A 17,382-nucleotide genomic window follows, 5' to 3' on the forward strand; every position below is an offset into this window, starting at 1 on the left:
ACGCTGTATCAGCGAGCACCGGGAATGAGGCTCGAGAGTTCGACCGGTGCCTGCGGCAGCAGGACAAGGAAAGCGCCGGCGGGCGCGGTGGAGGACAGTCCTTCGCGCTCGCCAACGTCGAAGGCGGCGATCAGGGCCCCGTCGGAGGCGACCAGCTCCATGCCGCCCTGCGGCAGGATGCGCCAGGCCAGCGACGCCATGCCGGAGGCAAGGCCCGCGCCGCAGGACGTCACCTCGGCACGGAAGAACCCCGTCGGCGTGGTGCCTTTCGCCTGCTCTGCATGCAGATAAAGCGCGCAACTGGCGCCGGACACCTCGTCCGAGAGGCGCCAGGGCCCGGCGAGCCGATGCTCCACCGTCTCCGCGCCGACCAGTCCCGTCCCGAAGAAGACCAGGGAAAAAAGCGCGGCACTGACAAGAGCGCCAAGGCGGCTGAGAGAACGGCCCATGATTGAGGCTCCGCTGCTTGCGCGGGAGCCGGCCGGGGTCTTGGCGGCCGGCATCTCGTCGCGCGTCATCAGGCGGATCGCGGGGTCAGGCAGCCTGCCACCCGCCATCCTGCGATCGCTGCGGGAAAGGGCGCACGGACGAACGGTTGCAACCGGACCATGCGCATCGCCTTTCCTGCAACTCTTGCAGAATGACACGAATGCATTAACGCTTCGTTAAACTTGTTTAACCGCGCTTGACGAACGGCGTTTCGGCAACCGGTGTCAGCGGCTTCCCCTCCCGGAACCAGGACAGCAGGTTGTCGACAACGAGCCGCCCCATCCCGTCGCGGGTGTGACGCGAGGCCGACCCGACATGCGGCAAAAGGGTCACCCGGTCCATGTCGATCAGGGCCTGGGGCACGCGGGGCTCGTCCTCGAACACGTCGAGACCGGCGGACAGGATCGTCCCCTCCTGCAGCGCCGCGATCAGCGCCGCTTCGTCGATCACCGTACCGCGCCCGACATTGATCACGATGCCGTCCGGGCCCAGCGCCTCAAGGATACGTGCATTGACGATGCCGCGCGTCTCCGCGCCGCCCGGCGCCACGACCATCAACGTATCGCAGGCCCGCGCCAGCCCTTCCAGACTGTCGTGATAGGTGTAGGCGACGCCCTGCTGGCGCGACCGGCCGTGGTAATGGATTTCCAGCCCGAACGCCTCGGCGCGCGCTGCGATCGCCTTGCCGATCCGGCCAAGTCCGAGGATGCCGAGCTTGCGGCCGCGCAAGGTGGCCCGTGTCAGCGGGTAGGGGCCATCGGTCCAGCGCCCGGCACGCAGGTAGCGTTCGGCGGCACCGAACTCGCGGGCCGTCATCAGCAGCAGTCCGAGCGCGGTATCGGCGACCTCCTCGGTCAGCACATCCGGCGTGTTGGTCACGCAGACACCCTTCCCGGCACAGTAACGCGCGTCGACGGAATCGTAGCCAACGCCGAAATTGGCGACGATCTCGAGCGCCGGCAACCTGTCGATGAGCTCCGCATTGACCGGAACATGCGCACCGCCCGCCACGGCACGCACCCTGGCGCAAAGCGCCGGGTCCAGAGATGCCACGTCGGCGGCGGCGACCTTGTGAACGGTGAAGTACGCATCAAGACTGGTCTCGACGATCGGCAGCATGCGTCCGAGCATGAGGATTTCGGCCAAGGCCATGAACGTCTCCCTGAATGTGACAGCTGTTGGAGGAAGAAAGCAGGCGTTTCAGCCCGTTGATTGCCCGCCCGGTGGCGGAGAGCTCTCGCGAATGTTGAGGCGCGGCGTGATCAGGCGGCGTTCGTCGCCGACCGCTTCGCCGCCGATCTGCCGCAGGATCAGCCCGGCCGCCTCGCGCCCGATCTGGTCCGGACTGTTCCACACCGAAGTCAGTGCCGGAGATCCGCCGACCGCGCCATCCGTGTCATCATAGCCACCGATCGCCATGCCCGCACCCGGTTCGACCCCGGCACGCCGCAACCCGGACACCAGCCCCTGGGCGATCAGGTCGTTGAAGCCGAAGATGGCGGTCGGCCCGGAGCGGTTGGTCAGCAGGCCCGGCACCACGTCACGACCGTCGGCCTGGGTCATCAGTTCAGGAATGTCGATCTGCGCCTCGGGGTCGATCCCGGCCTCGGTCAGCGCCTGTCGCCAGCCCAGATTTCGGTCGCGGCCTGCGGAACTGCGACGGCGCCCGCCGATCATCGCGATCCGCTCATGGCCCCGCTCGATGAAATGCCCGGTCAGCATTCTTCCCCCGGCAACATCGTCCCCGCGGACCACCGGAGCCCGCGCCTCCTCCACGTCCCGGCAGATAAGCGTCACCGGAATCCCGGTCGAGACAAGCTCGTTGATTTCTTCGGGCCGGGTATTGATCGAGGCACACAGGACGAGGCCGTCGATCCGATGCTGCAGCAGGCTGTCGATGAAACCGCGTTGCCGCGTGACATCGTCCCGGTGATTGCAGATCAGGACGACCTGTTCCTCCCGGCCGAGTTCATCCTCCAGCGCGCGAAACACCTCGGCGAAATACGGGTTGAGAATATCGTGGACCGCAACGCCCACCATGTTCGAGCGGGCTGTCCTGAGCGCTGCTGCGGACCGGTTGTAGATGTAGCCGACGCCTCTTGCATGCGCCTTGATCCGCTCGCGTGTCTCGGTCGCCACCAGTGGCGAGTTGCGTAGCGCCAGCGAGACTGTTGCCGTCGATACGTTGAGTTCCGCCGCCATGTCGCCGAGCGTGATCCGGCGCGGACCGATGCGATGCGCGGAACGTCCCGCATGCCCGGACGGACCGCTGTGGTCGCGATCCTTCGGATCCCTTGCATCGCCGCTCGTAGGTGGTGTTTCACTCAAGACATGCATCCCGATATTGGGCTGTTGGAAAGATCCCCGATGCGAAGCGGCCGCGCAAGGGCCCGCGCGGCGTCCACCCGGACCCCTAGCTGCCCACGCTGCCGCCCGCGGCATCCGCCGCCGCCTCGCCGCGCGATATCTTGCGTTCCCGATAGAGAATGTAGAGGCCCGACCCGACGACGATCGAGGCGCCGATAAGCGTGAAGACGCCCGGCACGTCGTTGAAGACGAGATAGCCGAGCCCCGCCATCCAGATGATCTGTGTGTACATGAAGGGCGCCAGCACAGGTGCCGGCGCCAGGACATGTGCCCTGATCAGCGCGAAATGACCGATGCCGCCCCAGGCTCCGGTCGACAGCAGCAGGATCCAGGTCCATGCATCCGCCGGCGGAACCCAGGCGGAGATGCCGAACGGCGTGATTGCGGTCGCCGCGACGGCGGCGGAGATCAGCAGCATGCCGATCGGCGATTCGGTCTGGGTCAGCATGCGCGTCGTCAGCGCGTAGAGCGCGTAGCTCAGCATCGAGCAGACCGACAGGATCGCCGCCCAGTGCATCTCGCCAAGCCCGGGCCGCGTGACCACGAGAACGCCGATGAAACCGACGATGATCGCCATCCAGCGTCTCAGCCCGGCCCATTCGTTGAGCAGCGGTCCGGCCAGCGCCGTCACCACGAAGGGTGCGGCGAACATGATCGACACGGTTTCCGCCAGTTGCATGTGGCGGACGGCGAAGAAGTTGAAGACAGTGGAACCGAGCAGGCAGAGCGCCCGGAAGACCTGCAGGCCCCAGCGCCGGCTTTTCAGCACATGGGGCATGCGCCAGAGGCGAAACAGCAACACCGCATAGACCACATGCGTGACAAAGCGCATCCACACGATCTGCTCCGCCGGCAGCGACTGGCCGAGATATTTGGCCGTCGTATCAAGTCCGGAAAAGCACAGGAACGCAAAGGAAATGAGGGCAATACCGACGAAGCGTTCGGGGATAAGGCCTTTGCGGGCCGTGCCCGCCTGCTGCGTGGAACTCAACGGTGTCTACCCCATTCGTCATCCGGCGGACGCTGTCTGGTCGACACACCCGGTTGCATCCCGACCTCCGGCCGAGCATTTGTCCTACATATAGAATAGTCGGGCGAAAGTCGCGATTTGTCACGATGCGGAAACGCAGGGCCGCTATGCGCCAGGCTCAACCCGGACATACCGCCGACGCAAGGAAACACTGTCCCGCGGTCGACTCTCCGAAGGATAGCCCCCGCGCGGAACGAGCCTGGCTGAGAAGGTCGCCCGGGTGATCGGGCGTATCTTCTTCGGCCGGACCACGAGCCCGGCAGCTTGCCATCTGTGGCGGATGAATGGTGAAGGACGTTCGCGGCGGACTGGTTGCCGGACTGTTTCGCGCCTGGTTGAAGCGAGGGGGCGTGGGGATCCTCGCCATCTCCGTTGTTGCCGGTTCGAGCCGGCATCTGGCAGCAAGGACAGACCGACAAAAAAGCCGGCGGCAACCGCCACCGGCCCTTCCCCCGCTCATGGTTCGTCCCGCAAGACTGCCGTCAGTCGGCCTCGTCAAGCTCCAGGTCGAGATCGTCGACCGTGCGCGAACCAAGATTCTTTTCGACCTGGCGCAACAGCTTGCGCAGCTTCTTGCGATCCTTGTCGTCCAGACCGGCAAGCGCTTCGCGCTCCAGCCGCTTCCACGACTTGTCGACCGTCTCCACGAGGGCGCGGCCTTCGTCGGTGAGAAACACCCTCGCAAGACGCCCGTCGGTTTCCGATGTCGCGCGCCGCAGGAACCCCTGCGCCGACAGGCGCGTCACCATCTTGGTCACTGTCGGCGGTTGCACCGACAGTGTCGCCGCCAGCTTGCTCATCGTCTGGCCGTCTTCCTCGGCCAGCACCTTGAGAACGGATTCCTGACCCGGATGGAGACCGATCCGGGAGAGGTGGGTGCCTGCGCGCGAACGATGGGCCTTGGCGGTTTGCGCCAGGCGAAACGTCACGCTCTTTTTGTAATTGAACGCCATGTCTCGCCTTCTAACGCCGGCAAATGAAACCTTCATGACACCGAACGAAACTGACGAAAATTCCGCAAGCCGGTTCGGCACGCACCCGCAAGGCGCAGCTCATAATGCGCGCGGACCGGCTGAAGTTCAAAGAGGATTCGACCCTGTCGGAAAAACCGGCAGGGGGCGGAACGCCGCGACACGTCTTGCAAGACGGCTTACCAGCCGGCGAGAAACCGTTTCACTTTGCCAAGATAGCGCGCCCGGCTTTCCGGCGTGGAACTGTCCATGTTGTAGTGGGCGAGGTAGCGGACCCGGCACCGCGGCAGGCACAGGGCCCGGATGCCGCGCAGGATTGTGCGGCGCCCCGGTTCGCCCATCATCTTCGACACGAACCAGGATGCACCGCAGGTCGTGATGACCGCAATCTTCCCGATATGTTGCATGCGCGGTCGCATGCCGGAGGTTGCGGTCGGGATGTCGAAGGTCACATGCGGGATCCAGACCCGGTCGAGATAGCCTTTCAGCATGGCCGGAAGCCCGAACCACCAGGTCGGATAGATGAACAGCAGTGCCTCCGCCCACAGGATGTCGTCGACATGCGAGGCAACCGGGTTGCGATTGCATTCCGGGTCGGCATAGCAGTGCCATTCCGCCTCGCCCATCACGGGATCGAAGCCCAGCGCATGAAGGTCGGTCACCCGCAACTCGTGCCCGCCGGCGGTCAGCGTCTCGACAGCCATGTTGCGGAGGGCAGCGGCGAAACTCTCCGCCGAGGGATGGCAGTACACAAGCAGGATGCGCATCAAAGTCTCTTCAGTTCATCTCCCACCCGGGCGAGGAATGCCGCCCGGCCAGCCGCGTCCTTGCGGTTCATGTCATAGAGCGCCAGATAACTTGCCCGCCCCGTGCGCGCAATCAACGCACGCAGCACGCGGCTTACCAGCTTGCGCGGCGGATCGCCGGCCAGAAAGGCGCGGAACCGGCTGCCGCCATAGGTGGTTATGGCGACGAGCCGGCGAATGTGCCGCAGGTTGGGCACCACCTTGCCGTCCTTCATCCGGAACGAGACGCCCGGCAGGAAAACGCGATCGAAATATCCCTTCAGGATCGCCGGGAAGCCGAAGTTCCAGACAGGATAGACGAGCACGACCGCCTCGGCCCTGAGCAACTGTTCGACATAGCTCTCGACCGGATCGCGATTCGTCTCAAGGTCGTGATAGGCGAGGCGCTCATCGCGGCTCAGCACCGGGTCGAAGCCAAGCCGATAGAGATCGCATTCCTCGACGCTGTGACCTGCGGCGACCAGCGTCCGCAGCGCCTCCGCCTTGAGCGCCGCCGAAAAGCTCTCCTCCACCGGATGTGCGTGGATCAGGAGCACCCGCATGGCAAAGCCTAACGCCCCAGGCCGGGGAAGAGGTAGGTCTGTTCCGACGCGAAATCGAAATCCGGATTCTCCCAGGCGATCATCTTGCCGGGATTGAGAAGACCCTTGGGATCCGCCTCGCGCTTGAAGGCAAGCTGCACCGCGTCGGTCTGCTTCATGCCGCCTTCCTCGAGCGTGTAGCGGTGCGGGTTGAAGATCGGGCACCCCATGTCCTCGTGGATGCGGATGATCTCGTTCAGCCGTTCCTCGCTCGTGTAGCGCACGATCGGCAGTCCGAAGCAGGTGATCTTGCCGTCGAAACGAACGAATTCCAGGTGCCCCGGCACCTCGTCGCCAAACAGCTCGGCAAGCCGCGATGCCTTCTGCACATGGTCGGGGAACGGATAGAGGACCTGAAGATAGGTAATGCCCGGATCGACGCGCAGGCCACGCAAGGTGGTGTGGTTCCAGGTCAGCTCGTAAACCGGCGGCAGTCCCTTGCTGTCCTCCTCGCCGGCCGTGTCGGACCGGTAGACGATGGCGGCGGCGTCTTGACGGCCGGTGAAGGCGGCAAAGGCGTCCATCGCGAAAGGCGCGACCATCACGGCGCAGACCGACTGGTCGGCGCGCACGAACTTGCGGTGTCTCAGGAAGTAGTCGTGCGGCAGGGGCGCGCCGATCGGCGCGATCTCCTTGGTCAGGATGCCGTCCTGGTTGGCGAGCGCATCGGCATATCGCGCGGCCCCGGCGAAATCCGGGAACGCCACCAGCACGTCGACCCAGTCATAGGCCGCGGTCAACGGCACCGTCACCTCGGTGATGATACCGTTCGTGCCATAGGCATGGCTGACCTTGTGCAACTCGGCGCCGGTGAGCGTCAGCACGCGCGGCGCGGCCTCCATCGTCACCACCTTCAGCTCGATGATGTTGCCGAAGTCGCGCAAGCCCCCCCAGTTGATCGACCCGACGCCGCCCGAGCCGCCGGCGACGAAGCCGCCGATCGTTGCCGTGCGATAGGTCGAGGGATGCATTCTCAGTTCCTGGCCCGAGGGACGCGCGGCATCGTCGATCGCGGCCATGACCGCACCCGCCTGCGCCCGCACGAAGCCCGTGCCGATCTCGATGACCCCGTTCATCTCCGCCAGATTGAGCACCACGCCGCCCGACAGGGGCATCGCCTGGCCGTAATTGCCCGTGCCGGCCCCGCGCGTCGTCACCGGAATATCCAGTTCGTAACAGGCGGCAAGCACGCGAATGACGTCCGCCTCGCTTTTCGCGCTGACCACGATATCCGCCGTGACGTCCTCCAGCTGGCGCTTCAGCACCGGCGAATACCAGAAGAAGTCGCGACTCTTCTGCCGCACGATCTGCGGATTGTCCTCGATCGCCAATCCTTCCAGGGCGGCTTTCAGCGCGGCGATGTCGTACATGGTCAGGGCTCCATCAGGTCGTCGAGTTCACGATAGTCCGGCAGGTCGCGGGCGATCTCCTGCCCGGCGCGCAACACGCGCCGTGGTTCGGACGGACGGGAGCAGAGTTCGTTCCAGTTGCGGGCGCGGAACAGCACGAGGTCCGCCGGCAGGCCGGCGTCTATACGTCCCCGCATCGGATCGCCGAGCATCTGCGCCGGCGTCACGGTGACAGTACGGATCCAGTCGTCGACCGGATGGTCGAGATGCAGGATGCGGATCGCCTGGGTGAACACCTCGACCATGTCGAGGTCGCCGTAGGCATAGAAGGGATCGCGGGTGTTGTCGGAGGCAACCGCCACCGGGATGCCGCGCGCCCGCATCTCGTGCAGCAACGTGACACCGCGCCAGCGCGGCGTCCGGCCGGCCTGGCGGTCCATCAGGTACATGTTGCAAAGCGGCAGCGAGACAACGCCGATGCCGGCCCTGGCGACGAGGTCGAGCGTGCGGTCCACCTCTTCGGCGTCCTGCAGCGCCAGTGAGCAGCAGTGTCCGCAGACAATCTGCCCCTTGAAACGGTTGCGCAGCGCCGCCTCCGCGATCAGGCGCAACGAGCAGGCTTGCGGATCGGCGGTCTCATCGACGTGGAAATCCAGGTCGAGCCCGCGACGGGACGCCGCCTGGAACAGGGCATCCAGGCAGGTCTCGAGACCCTCGATCATGTAGGTAACGGCGCCCAGCGTCCCGCCGGCATCGCGCACAATATCGGCGATATGGTCGAGAAAGCCCGGCTGCAGCAGGCTTTCCACGCCATAGAGCGCCGAGGCCTGCAATTCGATCCGGTCCGCCCAGTCCCGGCGCACCTCCTGAAAGACCGGCCAGCTGATCGCCTCCTGCGGCGGAATGCTGTCCAGATGGGTCCGGATCATCGCGGTGCCGTGGGCATGGGCGCTGCGCAGGGCAAAATCCATGCGCCGGCGCAGGTCTTCCGCCGACCAGCGGGCGGGCCGGTCCTCGGACACCGCCGTCAGGGCACCGGGAAAGCTTCCGTCCGGATTGGGCTTGCGCGGCCAGATATGCCCCTTGTCGAGATGGGTGTGCATGTCGACGAAAGCCGGCAGGACAAGGCCGCCGTCGAGATCGATGGTCGGCACGTCGTCGCGTCCGACGAGCAACCCGCACGGCGCGACGGAAACGATCTCGCCCCGCTCGACCAGCAGGTCCGCGCGCCCGAGCCCGTCGCCGACATGATTGATCGTGCCCGACGTGACGGCGCTCGGCACCGCCGCATTGGCCAGCACATAGCCGCTTTCGGGGAGATCGAGCCGGACTGTGTCGCTCATCCGGTCATGCATCCCGCTTGATCGCGCTTTCATGCCAGTGGCGCAGCATCAGGTGCGAAAGGATGCTGAGACTGGCGAAGATGATGATGCCGGTGGCCGAGATCAGCAGGATCGCGGCGAACATGCGCGGGATGTTCAGCCGGTAGCTCGCCTCGAGGATCTTGAAGGCAAGGCCCGAACCGAGGCCGCCGGTGCCGGCGACGAACTCCGCGACGATGGCGCCGATCAGCGACAGGCCGCCTGCGATCTTCAGCCCTCCCAGAAAATAGGGAAGCGCTGCCGGCAGGCGAAGGTAGCGCAGGGTCTGCCAGCGGCTGGCGCCGTAGAGTTGGAACAGGTTGCGCAGATTGTGATCGGCCGAGTTCAGTCCCAGCGTCGTGTTCGACAGGATGGGGAAGAAGGCCACGATCCAGGCGCAGATCAGCAGGCCCACGATCTTGGAGGGAACGTAGATGAAGATCAGCGGCGCGATGACGATCACCGGCGTCACCTGCAGGATCACCGCATAGGGGAAGAACGACATTTCCACCCATTTCGACTGGGCGAAGAGAACGGCAAGGCCGACACCGCCGATCGTGGCGATGATCAGGGCGCCGAGCGTGATCTGCAGCGTGATCAGGAGGGCCGGCCAGAGCGTCGGCCAGTCCTTGACCAGCGCATCGACCACCCGGGCCGGGCCGGGCAGGATGTAATGGGGAACGTTGTAGGCATCGACATACCACTGCCAGAGACCGACGGTCCCCAGCATGACGAGAACCGGCAGCAGCCAGCGCGCGACGCGGTCTATCCGCGCATGGCGAGCCTTGCGCGCCTCCGCCGGGTCGATCGGCGGCGTGTCGTCGGCCTGGTCTGGCCGTTTGGACATATCCGTGGTGGCCGTCATGCGGTCGGTCCTGTCTGTTTCCGGAAGGAAGAGAGTGCCGTGATGTCCGGGCCCGGGCGGCGACACTGCCCGGGCCTCTCAGTGTTGCCCGTCATCGCCCCCCATCGCCGCCTGCAGTGCATCCGATGCCTGGCGGCAGTGGTCGGAATAGGCATGCGAGGTGCGGAAGGTTTCATCGCGGGGATAAGGCGCGTCGACCGACAGATCGGCAACGACCCGCCCGGGGCGCGCCGCCATCACGACAATCCGGTTGGAGAGGTAAACACTCTCGAACACCGAATGAGTGACGAAGATGACGGTCCAGCCGAACTCTTCCCACAGCCGCAACAGGTCGTTGTTGAGGCGGAAACGGGTAATCTCGTCGAGTGCGGCGAAGGGTTCGTCCATCAACAGCAGCTTCGGCTTCGTCACCAGCGCCCGGGCGATGGAGACGCGCATCTTCATGCCGCCGGAAAGCTCCCTCGGATAGCTGTCGGCAACGCCTTCAAGGCCGACCATCTCCAGCGCTTCCATGACACGCCCGCGCGCTTGCCCGGCGCTCTCGCCCTTGAGCTTCAGCGGAAGATGCACATTGGCGAAGACCGTCGCCCACGGCATCAGGGTCGGCTCCTGAAAGACGAAGCTGATCTCGTGATCCCCGGCCCCCGGACGCTCGTTCGGCCAGACCAGTCGCCCGCCGCTCGCGCCCGACAGCCCGGCGATGATCCTCAGCGCCGTGGACTTGCCGCAGCCCGACGGGCCGAGCAGGCTGACGAACTCGCCCTGCCCGATGTCGAGCGTCATGTCCTTGAGCGCGACAGTGGCGTTGGAGAAGGTTTTCGTGACCCGCTGCAAGGACACGATGGGTGTTCGGGGGGAGCTTCCGCTCCCCGCGATACCGGAACCGTCGGCGATCACGCGCGGGCTCCCGTTTCCTTCGGCCGTTCCGGCCGGCTCGCAAACATCTGGGTCAAGAGCCTCAGTTCCCTGTCAGCTTCTTCTTCAGGTCGAGCCCGACGCCCTTGTTGACGAAATCGAGCGTGTAGGTCGCCTTGATATCGAGACCTTCCTCGATGACGCCCGCCTTGACCATCTTCTCGTAGAAATCGGTCATGCGCTCGTCGGTCATGGCGCCGATGCCGAGCGTTTCTGTATCGCCGGAATCGACGATGCCGAACTCCTTCATCTTCTCGATCGAGAAGGCGATCTGCTCGGCGGTCATCTCCGGATTGTCCTTGATGATCAACTCGTTCGCGGCGGAATTGTCACCATAGAGATAGTTGTTCCAGCCGATCGCCGAGCCCTCGACGAAGCACTTCACCACTTCGGGCCTTTTGGCGACCGTGTCGGCCATCGTCTCGACAGTGGTCGCATAGGTGCTGAAGCCATAGTCGGCGATCAGGAAGATGTCCGGCTTGAAGCCGCCTTCCCGCTCGACCGCATAGGGCTCGGAGGTGACATAGCCCTGCTGGCCGGCGGTCGGATCGGCGAGGAACGGCGCCGGATTGAACGTGTAGGGGCGGCGCTGCTCGACGGTGAACCCGTATTCCGAGATCATCCACTGGTAGTAGGAGGCAAAGCCGTTGTCGCCGATCAGAAGCGGCGCCGTGCCGGCCAGGCTCTCGAAGCTGTCATACTTGCCCGGATGGGTGATGATGACCTGCGGCTCCTTCTGGAAGTCCGCGGCCACGACCACGATCGGAATGCCTTCGCGATGCGCATAAAATGCCTGCAGCATGTTGCCGCCCATCAGGAAGTCGATCTTGCCGGCAAGCATCAGCGCCCGGTTGTTGACCTGGGGCCCGCCGGAGACGATGGAAACATCCAGACCGCAGGCGGCATAGGTGCCGTCCGCGACCGCCTGATAGTAGCCTCCGTGCTCGGCCTGGGCGAGCCAGTTGGTGCCGAAGGTCACTTTCTCCTGCGCCGCGGCGCCAAGGCCCGAAACGGCAAGTGCCGCCAGGGCCGCGCCCGTCAGCAGGGCATTCTTTGAAACTGTCCGCATGATGCTGTTCGCCTCCAGAAAATGATGCAGTTGCGTGCCGGCTTCTCTTCCGAACGGGTCATCCCGTCGCGACTGGCGGCATGCCGCCGCCCTCGCGTGAGAGCCACGCGGCCCCGTTCACCTGCCCGGCACCGTGAAGAAAGCCATCAACTCCCACACAGCAATCGTTATGCCAAAAGAGATGCCGGCGCAGTCAGAACTGACAATCCGGCATCCCCGCTCGCTGTTTCTTTCGCATCCGCCCGATCGACAGTGGCAATCGCTGCAGCGCGCCCCCGCCAGCACCGGATACGTGACAGGCTTGCCGAACAGTACCCCAGGTTGCCCGCACAAAAAAGCGGCATCGAAACAACATCTAACGCCCGTTAAATGATCAGCGTGCTGTTGCTGACGGATTTCCAAAATGCCGGCAGTCTCTTAACTTCGCCGGACGGAAAGCCGCCGCGACGGCAATCAAACGATCGAGGGAACATCATGACCAAGGCACTCACCCCGGACAGCATCGCGCCACCCTTTGCCCGCTACAGCCACGCGGTCGAAATCCCGGCCGGACATCGCCTCGTCGTCTGCTCGGGCCAGCTCGGCATTGATTCGCAAGGCGACGTTCCCCCCGACGTCGAGAGCCAGACCCGCCTTTGCTTCGCCAACATCGCGGCGATCCTGGGCGAGGCCGGCATGGATCTTTCTCACATCGTGCGCATCAACGCCTTCGTCACCGGCCGCGAGCACCTGCCCGGCTACATGAAGACACGGGACGAGTTCACCGGCTCGCCGCCGCCGGCCTCGACGCTGATGATCGTCTCCGGCTTCGCCCGACCCGAATTCGTGGTCGAGATCGAGGTCATCGCCAGCGCGCCGTGACGGGGCGGGGACACGCAACTCCCGCATTGCCGCGATCTTTCCCGGTCTGCTAGATTCACCGCATCCCGACATTGCGGGTGGCCCGGTCCTGCTGCCGGCGGCCCGTGTTCGAGGATCATGCTTGGACCCCACTTCCCTGTGCGGAACTCGGGCGGCCCGGACAGCCGCTATCAAAGCCTGCAGGTCGAGCCGACAACAGGACGCACATTCATGCGCATGTGGATCAAGAACCCGCTTGCAATCCTTGCGGAAAACGCCGGCGGCGGCATCGTCGTCGAAAACGGGCGGATCGCCGAATGCATTCCCGCCGGCGGCGCGCCGGCGCGGCCGGTGGACGAAACGGTCGACGCCTCGCGCGAGGTCGTCATTCCCGGTCTCATCAACACCCATCACCATTTCTTCCAGACCCTGACGCGCGCCCATCCCAGCGCCATCAACAAGGAGCTGTTTCCCTGGCTCCAGGCGCTCTATCCGATCTGGGCACGGAATGTCACGCCGGAGACCTTCCGGATGGGCACGCGGCTCGCCCTCACCGAGCTGCTCATGTCCGGCTGCACGGCGGCGGCGGATCACCACTATCTCTTTCCCGCCGGCCTCGAGAACGCCATCGACATCCAGGTGGAGGAAGCGACCCGCCTCGGCATTCGCATGACGGTCACCCGCGGCTCCATGAACCTCAGCCAGAAGGACGGCGGCCTGCCGCCCGACACGGTCGTCCAGGACGAGGACACGATCCTTGCCGACTGCGAGCGGGTGCTGTCGCGCTATCACGACACCTCCGAAGGCGCGATGATCCAGGTGGCACTCGCCCCTTGCGCGCCTTTCACCGTCACCAAGCGGCTGATGCGCGAAAGCGTCGAGCTGGCCGAGCGCTTCGACTGCCGCCTGCACACCCATCTCGGCGAGACCATCGACGAGGACGATTACTGCCTGCACCATTTCCAGTGCCGGCCGGTCGACTATCTGGAGGAATGTGGCTGGCTCAACGAGCGTGTCTGGCTCGCCCACGGCATCCATTTCAACGATGACGAGGTGCGCCGTCTCGGTCATGCCTGCGTCGGCGTCTGCCACTGCCCGACCTCCAACATGACGCTGGCCTCGGGCCAGTGCCGTACCAAGGAGCTGGAGGCCGCCGGTTGCCCGGTCGGGCTCGGTGTCGACGGATCGGCCTCGAACGACAATTCCAACCTGATGGAGAGCCTGCGCCACGCATTGATGATCAACCGGCTGACCTATGACGCCGCGTCCGTCACGCATTTCGACACCTATCGCTGGGCGACGGAAGGCTCGGCCCGCTGCCTTGGACGCAAGGATCTTGGCGCCATCGCGCCGGGCAAGCAGGCGGACCTGGCGTTCTACACGCTTGACGAACTGCGCTTTTCCGGCTCCGGCGACCCGCTCGCCGCGCTGGTGCTCTGCGGGGCCCATGCCGCCTCGCGCGTGATGGTCGGCGGCGAGTGGAAAGTGACCGACGGCCTGCCGGTCAACATGGATGTCGGCCGGTTGCGCCACGAGCATGGCGAGGCGGCCAAACGCTTCCTCGAAAGCCTTTGAAGCCTGCGCATCGGCACGATCGCCAGGCGATTGCGCCGATGCGCCCCGGACCTCCGCGGGACTTGGTCGTGACGCGTCCCCGAGCCGGCGCTAAGGTCTCCCGATGTCCCGCAATGCGGTTCCAGATACATGTCACGAAACGGATTCCAAGCCATGTCCGACCTGCCCCGCCGCTTCTGGCACGAAATGAGCGCCCACACCTTCGCCGGGGCCGATACCTCGTCGTGGATCGCCATCCTGCCGATTGCCGCCATCGAGCAGCACGGCCCGCATCTGCCTGTCTTCACCGACACCTGTATCGCCGAAGGCCAGGTCTCGCGCGTTCTGGAGCTCCTGCCGCCGGACCTGCCGGCGACATTCCTTCCCGTGCAGGCCATCGGCAAGTCCAACGAGCACATCTCCTCGCCGGGAACCTTGACCCTTTCCTGGGACACGGTGACCCGCGCCTGGGAGGAAATCGGCGACAGCGTCGCCCGCGCCGGGATACGCAAGCTCGTGCTCGTCACCTCCCATGGCGGCAACGTGCCGATCATGGACATCGTCGCGCGCGAACTGAGGGTGAAGCACGACATGCTGGTGACCGCCACCGGATGGGCCCGCTTCGGCCAGCCGCACGGCATCTTCCCCGACGAGGAATTCACCTACGGCATTCATGGCGGCGACATCGAGACGTCGATCATGCTCTATCTGCGGCCCGATCTCGTCGACATGTCGAAGGCAACGGACTTCCGCTCGACCCAGCTCGACTTCATCCGCGAATTCAAGCATCTGCGCGGGCACGGCCCGGCCCAGTTCGGCTGGAAGGCACAGGATCTCAACCCGGCCGGCACGGTCGGCAACGCCGCCGCCGCCACAGCCGTCAAGGGCGAGGCCTCGCTCGATCACGCCGCGCGCGGTTTCGTGGACCTGCTCAAGGACATCCATGCCTTCGACATCGAACGGCTGTGGAAGCCGTAAGGCGACATGTCAGGGGAGCGTCGACCAGGACGCCTCGTCGAAGCCGATCATCCAGCGGCCATCCATCTCGATGATCGGCCGCTTGATCGCCGAGGGATTGGCCTGAAGGACGGCAATCGCCGAGGCGGCATCGACCACGCCGGCACGCGTATCCTCGTCGATCCTGCGCCATGTGGTGCCGCGCCGGTTGACGACCGGCTCCCAGCCGAACGCATCGACAAACCGGGCGAGCAGGGCCGCATCGGCACCTGCCTTCTTGTAGTCGTGGAAGACATAGCCGGTGCCGCGCTCGTCCAGGAAGCGTCGGGCCTTCTTCACCGTGTCGCAATTGGCTATACCGTAAAGGGTGGCAGTCATCTCGGGAGCCTCCGGGTTGCGGGGCCGGCCTGACGGTCCGGCCGGTGAAGATGGGCGACCCGAACCTTGGGCGTCAAGACCGGGACCGCCTCCGCCCGGACCGCGAGAAGGAATTGACGGGAGCGATGACCGGACATTCGAACGGAGGGGGCGGCAGGATGGACGGCGCAACATTGCGCCAGCGCCTGCGTCTTGCCAGCGGCCTCGTGCTGCTGGCATTCGCCTTCACCCACTTTCTCAACCATGCACTCGGCATCTGGTCGCTCAATGCGATGGAGACCGGCCGCATCGCCTTCCTGGCAGTCTGGCGCAGTCCGCCGGGCGAAGCACTGCTGCTTGCAGCCCTGATCGTCCATGTCGCGCTGGCCCTGTGGAAAACCGCCCGCCGACGCACCTTGCGCCTGTCCGCCTGGCAGTGGGCGCAATTGCTGCTCGGCCTGTCCATTCCCTTCCTCCTGATCCCGCACGCGCTGGGAACGGGAGGCCTGGCCGCCCGTTTCGGCTACGAAGACAGCTATCGCAACGTCCTGACCATTCTCTGGCCGGGCCTGGTCTTCAACCAGACGCTCCTGATGCTGCTGGTCTGGACCCACGGCATGATCGGCCTGCATTTCTGGCTGAGGGTGAAGCCGGGCTACCCGCGCTGGCGCCTCCCCCTGTTCGCGGTGGCGCTGCTCGTGCCCGTGCTTGCCACCTGGGGCTGGACCGCCGCCGCCCAGCGCCTGCACCTGACGGAAGACTTGCCCTTCCCCCTCACCCGCGAGATGACCGCCTGGTCCGATCCGCTGATCTCCGGCCTGCGGCGCGGGTTCCTGGCGCTGCTCGCCCTCGTCGCCGTCGTGCTTGTCGCCCGCCTCGTCCTGCGCCGCTTCGCCAGAAGCATCGAGATCACCTATCCCGGAGACCGAACCTTGCGCGTCGCGCCCGGTCCGACACTGCTCGAGATCAGCCGGATGAACGGCATTCCCCATGCCGATGTCTGCGGCGGCCGGGCCCGCTGCTCGACCTGCCGCACCAGGATCCTCGACGGCGTGCAGACCCTGCCCGAAGCCTCGGCGACGGAAGCCCGGGTCCTGTCGCGCATCGGAGCCGATGCCAATGTGCGCCTTGCCTGTCAGATCCGCCCGCAGGCGAACCTGCGGGTGCAGCCCCTCGTACCTGCCCGCGGCGCGGCACGTGTCGCCGGGGCTGCCGGCGATGCCTACCACTGGGGTGTCGAGCAGCCGGCCGCCATTCTCTTTGTCGACCTGAGGAACTTCACCGGCCTTGCCGAAACCCGCCTGTCCTACGACGTCGTCTTCATCCTCAATCGCTATCTCGGAGAGACCGGGCGCGCCATCGAGACCTGTGGAGGATATGTGGACAAGTTCATCGGCGACGGGGTGATGGCGATCTTCGGCATGAGCGACGGCGTCCAGGCGGGCTGCCGCAACGCGCTGGCGGCGACCAATGCCATCGCCGAAAGCATCGCCCAGCTCAACGAGGAGCTTGCCTCGCAGCTCGAGGTGCCTTTGCGCATCGGCATGGGGCTGCATGCCGGCCAGGTCATCCTCGGGCGCATCGGCGCGGTCAACGGCAACGGCGCCAGCGGCCGCATCACTGCCCTTGGCGACGTGGTCAACACCGCCAGCCGGCTGGAGGGAGCCTCGAAGGAGTTCGGCCGTGCGCTGGTCGTGTCGCAGACCGTTGTTCAGACGGCAGGCTATGCTTGCGACATGGCAGAGGAAACGGAGATCGCCATTCGCGGCCGGCAGGAGCCCTTGCGCGTTTTCACCCTCGACCCGCCGCTCCGGCTGGTCGATACTCTCGGCAAGTTGCCTTCCCATCCCGCCTGACACGGGTCCCACGAT

General features: G+C 65.4%; 17 protein-coding genes. 4 read left to right on the forward strand and 13 right to left on the reverse strand.

Going from position 1 to position 17,382, the window contains the following annotated elements; genetic code table 11:
- Positions 1 to 8: 8 nt before the first annotated feature.
- The 12 genes from ACN0T5_RS03475 to ACN0T5_RS03530 form a co-directional block, all read right to left on the reverse strand.
- Positions 9 to 449, reverse strand: a complete 441-nt coding sequence (locus ACN0T5_RS03475) for a hypothetical protein (protein WP_417767221.1) — start codon at positions 447 to 449, stop codon at positions 9 to 11.
- Positions 450 to 675: 226 nt separating this feature from the next.
- On the reverse strand, positions 676 to 1,641 hold the full coding sequence (locus ACN0T5_RS03480) for a 2-hydroxyacid dehydrogenase (RefSeq protein WP_417767222.1): 966 nt from the start codon (positions 1,639 to 1,641) through the stop codon (positions 676 to 678).
- Between the two features lie 48 nt (positions 1,642 to 1,689).
- Positions 1,690 to 2,817, reverse strand: a complete 1,128-nt coding sequence (locus tag ACN0T5_RS03485) for a LacI family DNA-binding transcriptional regulator (RefSeq protein ID WP_417767223.1) — start codon at positions 2,815 to 2,817, stop codon at positions 1,690 to 1,692.
- Between the two features lie 85 nt (positions 2,818 to 2,902).
- Positions 2,903 to 3,847, reverse strand: coding sequence for a DMT family transporter (locus ACN0T5_RS03490; RefSeq protein ID WP_417767224.1), 945 nt, complete (start codon positions 3,845 to 3,847; stop codon positions 2,903 to 2,905).
- 521 nt (positions 3,848 to 4,368) lie between these two features.
- Positions 4,369 to 4,839: a MarR family winged helix-turn-helix transcriptional regulator gene (locus ACN0T5_RS03495; RefSeq protein ID WP_417767225.1), complete on the reverse strand. Its 471-nt coding sequence runs from the start codon at positions 4,837 to 4,839 to the stop codon at positions 4,369 to 4,371.
- A 197-nt stretch (positions 4,840 to 5,036) separates the two neighbouring features.
- Positions 5,037 to 5,624, reverse strand: a complete 588-nt coding sequence (locus ACN0T5_RS03500; RefSeq protein WP_417767226.1) for an NAD(P)H-dependent oxidoreductase — start codon at positions 5,622 to 5,624, stop codon at positions 5,037 to 5,039.
- Positions 5,624 to 6,205 carry an NAD(P)H-dependent oxidoreductase gene (locus tag ACN0T5_RS03505; RefSeq protein ID WP_417767227.1) on the reverse strand — a complete coding sequence of 194 codons (582 nt, stop codon included), beginning with the start codon at positions 6,203 to 6,205 and terminating at the stop codon, positions 5,624 to 5,626. Before ACN0T5_RS03505 ends, ACN0T5_RS03500 begins: the two co-directional genes overlap by 1 nt.
- 8 nt (positions 6,206 to 6,213) lie before the next feature.
- Entirely contained in the window at positions 6,214 to 7,614 is a 1,401-nt protein-coding gene (locus tag ACN0T5_RS03510) for an FAD-binding oxidoreductase (protein WP_417767228.1), read from the reverse strand.
- Between the two features lie 2 nt (positions 7,615 to 7,616).
- Positions 7,617 to 8,936, reverse strand: coding sequence for a cytosine deaminase (locus ACN0T5_RS03515; RefSeq protein ID WP_417767229.1), 1,320 nt, complete (start codon positions 8,934 to 8,936; stop codon positions 7,617 to 7,619).
- Between the two features lie 4 nt (positions 8,937 to 8,940).
- Positions 8,941 to 9,819, reverse strand: a complete 879-nt coding sequence (locus ACN0T5_RS03520) for an ABC transporter permease (RefSeq protein WP_417767230.1) — start codon at positions 9,817 to 9,819, stop codon at positions 8,941 to 8,943.
- 78 nt (positions 9,820 to 9,897) lie between these two features.
- Positions 9,898 to 10,659, reverse strand: a complete 762-nt coding sequence (locus ACN0T5_RS03525; protein WP_417767231.1) for an ABC transporter ATP-binding protein — start codon at positions 10,657 to 10,659, stop codon at positions 9,898 to 9,900.
- A gap of 118 nt (positions 10,660 to 10,777) precedes the next feature.
- Positions 10,778 to 11,803: an ABC transporter substrate-binding protein gene (locus ACN0T5_RS03530; protein WP_417767232.1), complete on the reverse strand. Its 1,026-nt coding sequence runs from the start codon at positions 11,801 to 11,803 to the stop codon at positions 10,778 to 10,780.
- Between the two features lie 474 nt (positions 11,804 to 12,277).
- On the opposite strand from ACN0T5_RS03530, the gene ACN0T5_RS03535 reads away from it, so the two are divergent.
- From ACN0T5_RS03535 to ACN0T5_RS03545, 3 genes are all read left to right on the forward strand, one after another.
- Entirely contained in the window at positions 12,278 to 12,664 is a 387-nt protein-coding gene (locus ACN0T5_RS03535) for a RidA family protein (RefSeq protein ID WP_417767233.1), read from the forward strand.
- Positions 12,665 to 12,874: 210 nt separating this feature from the next.
- Positions 12,875 to 14,218 carry an 8-oxoguanine deaminase gene (locus tag ACN0T5_RS03540; RefSeq protein ID WP_417767234.1) on the forward strand — a complete coding sequence of 448 codons (1,344 nt, stop codon included), beginning with the start codon at positions 12,875 to 12,877 and terminating at the stop codon, positions 14,216 to 14,218.
- 153 nt (positions 14,219 to 14,371) lie between these two features.
- The gene (locus ACN0T5_RS03545) at positions 14,372 to 15,175 is read left to right on the forward strand and encodes a creatininase family protein (RefSeq protein WP_417767235.1); all 804 of its coding nucleotides are present in this window, start codon (positions 14,372 to 14,374) and stop codon (positions 15,173 to 15,175) included.
- Positions 15,176 to 15,184: 9 nt separating this feature from the next.
- Here ACN0T5_RS03545 and ACN0T5_RS03550 read toward each other — a convergent pair whose 3' ends face one another.
- Entirely contained in the window at positions 15,185 to 15,532 is a 348-nt protein-coding gene (locus ACN0T5_RS03550; RefSeq protein ID WP_417767236.1) for an ArsC family reductase, read from the reverse strand.
- Between the two features lie 158 nt (positions 15,533 to 15,690).
- Here ACN0T5_RS03550 and ACN0T5_RS03555 point away from each other — a divergent pair, with 158 nt between their 5' ends.
- On the forward strand, positions 15,691 to 17,367 hold the full coding sequence (locus tag ACN0T5_RS03555) for an adenylate/guanylate cyclase domain-containing protein (protein WP_417767237.1): 1,677 nt from the start codon (positions 15,691 to 15,693) through the stop codon (positions 17,365 to 17,367).
- Positions 17,368 to 17,382: the final 15 nt, after the last annotated feature.

Source organism: Stappia sp. (assembly GCF_048261845.1).
GTDB lineage: Bacteria > Pseudomonadota > Alphaproteobacteria > Rhizobiales > Stappiaceae > Stappia.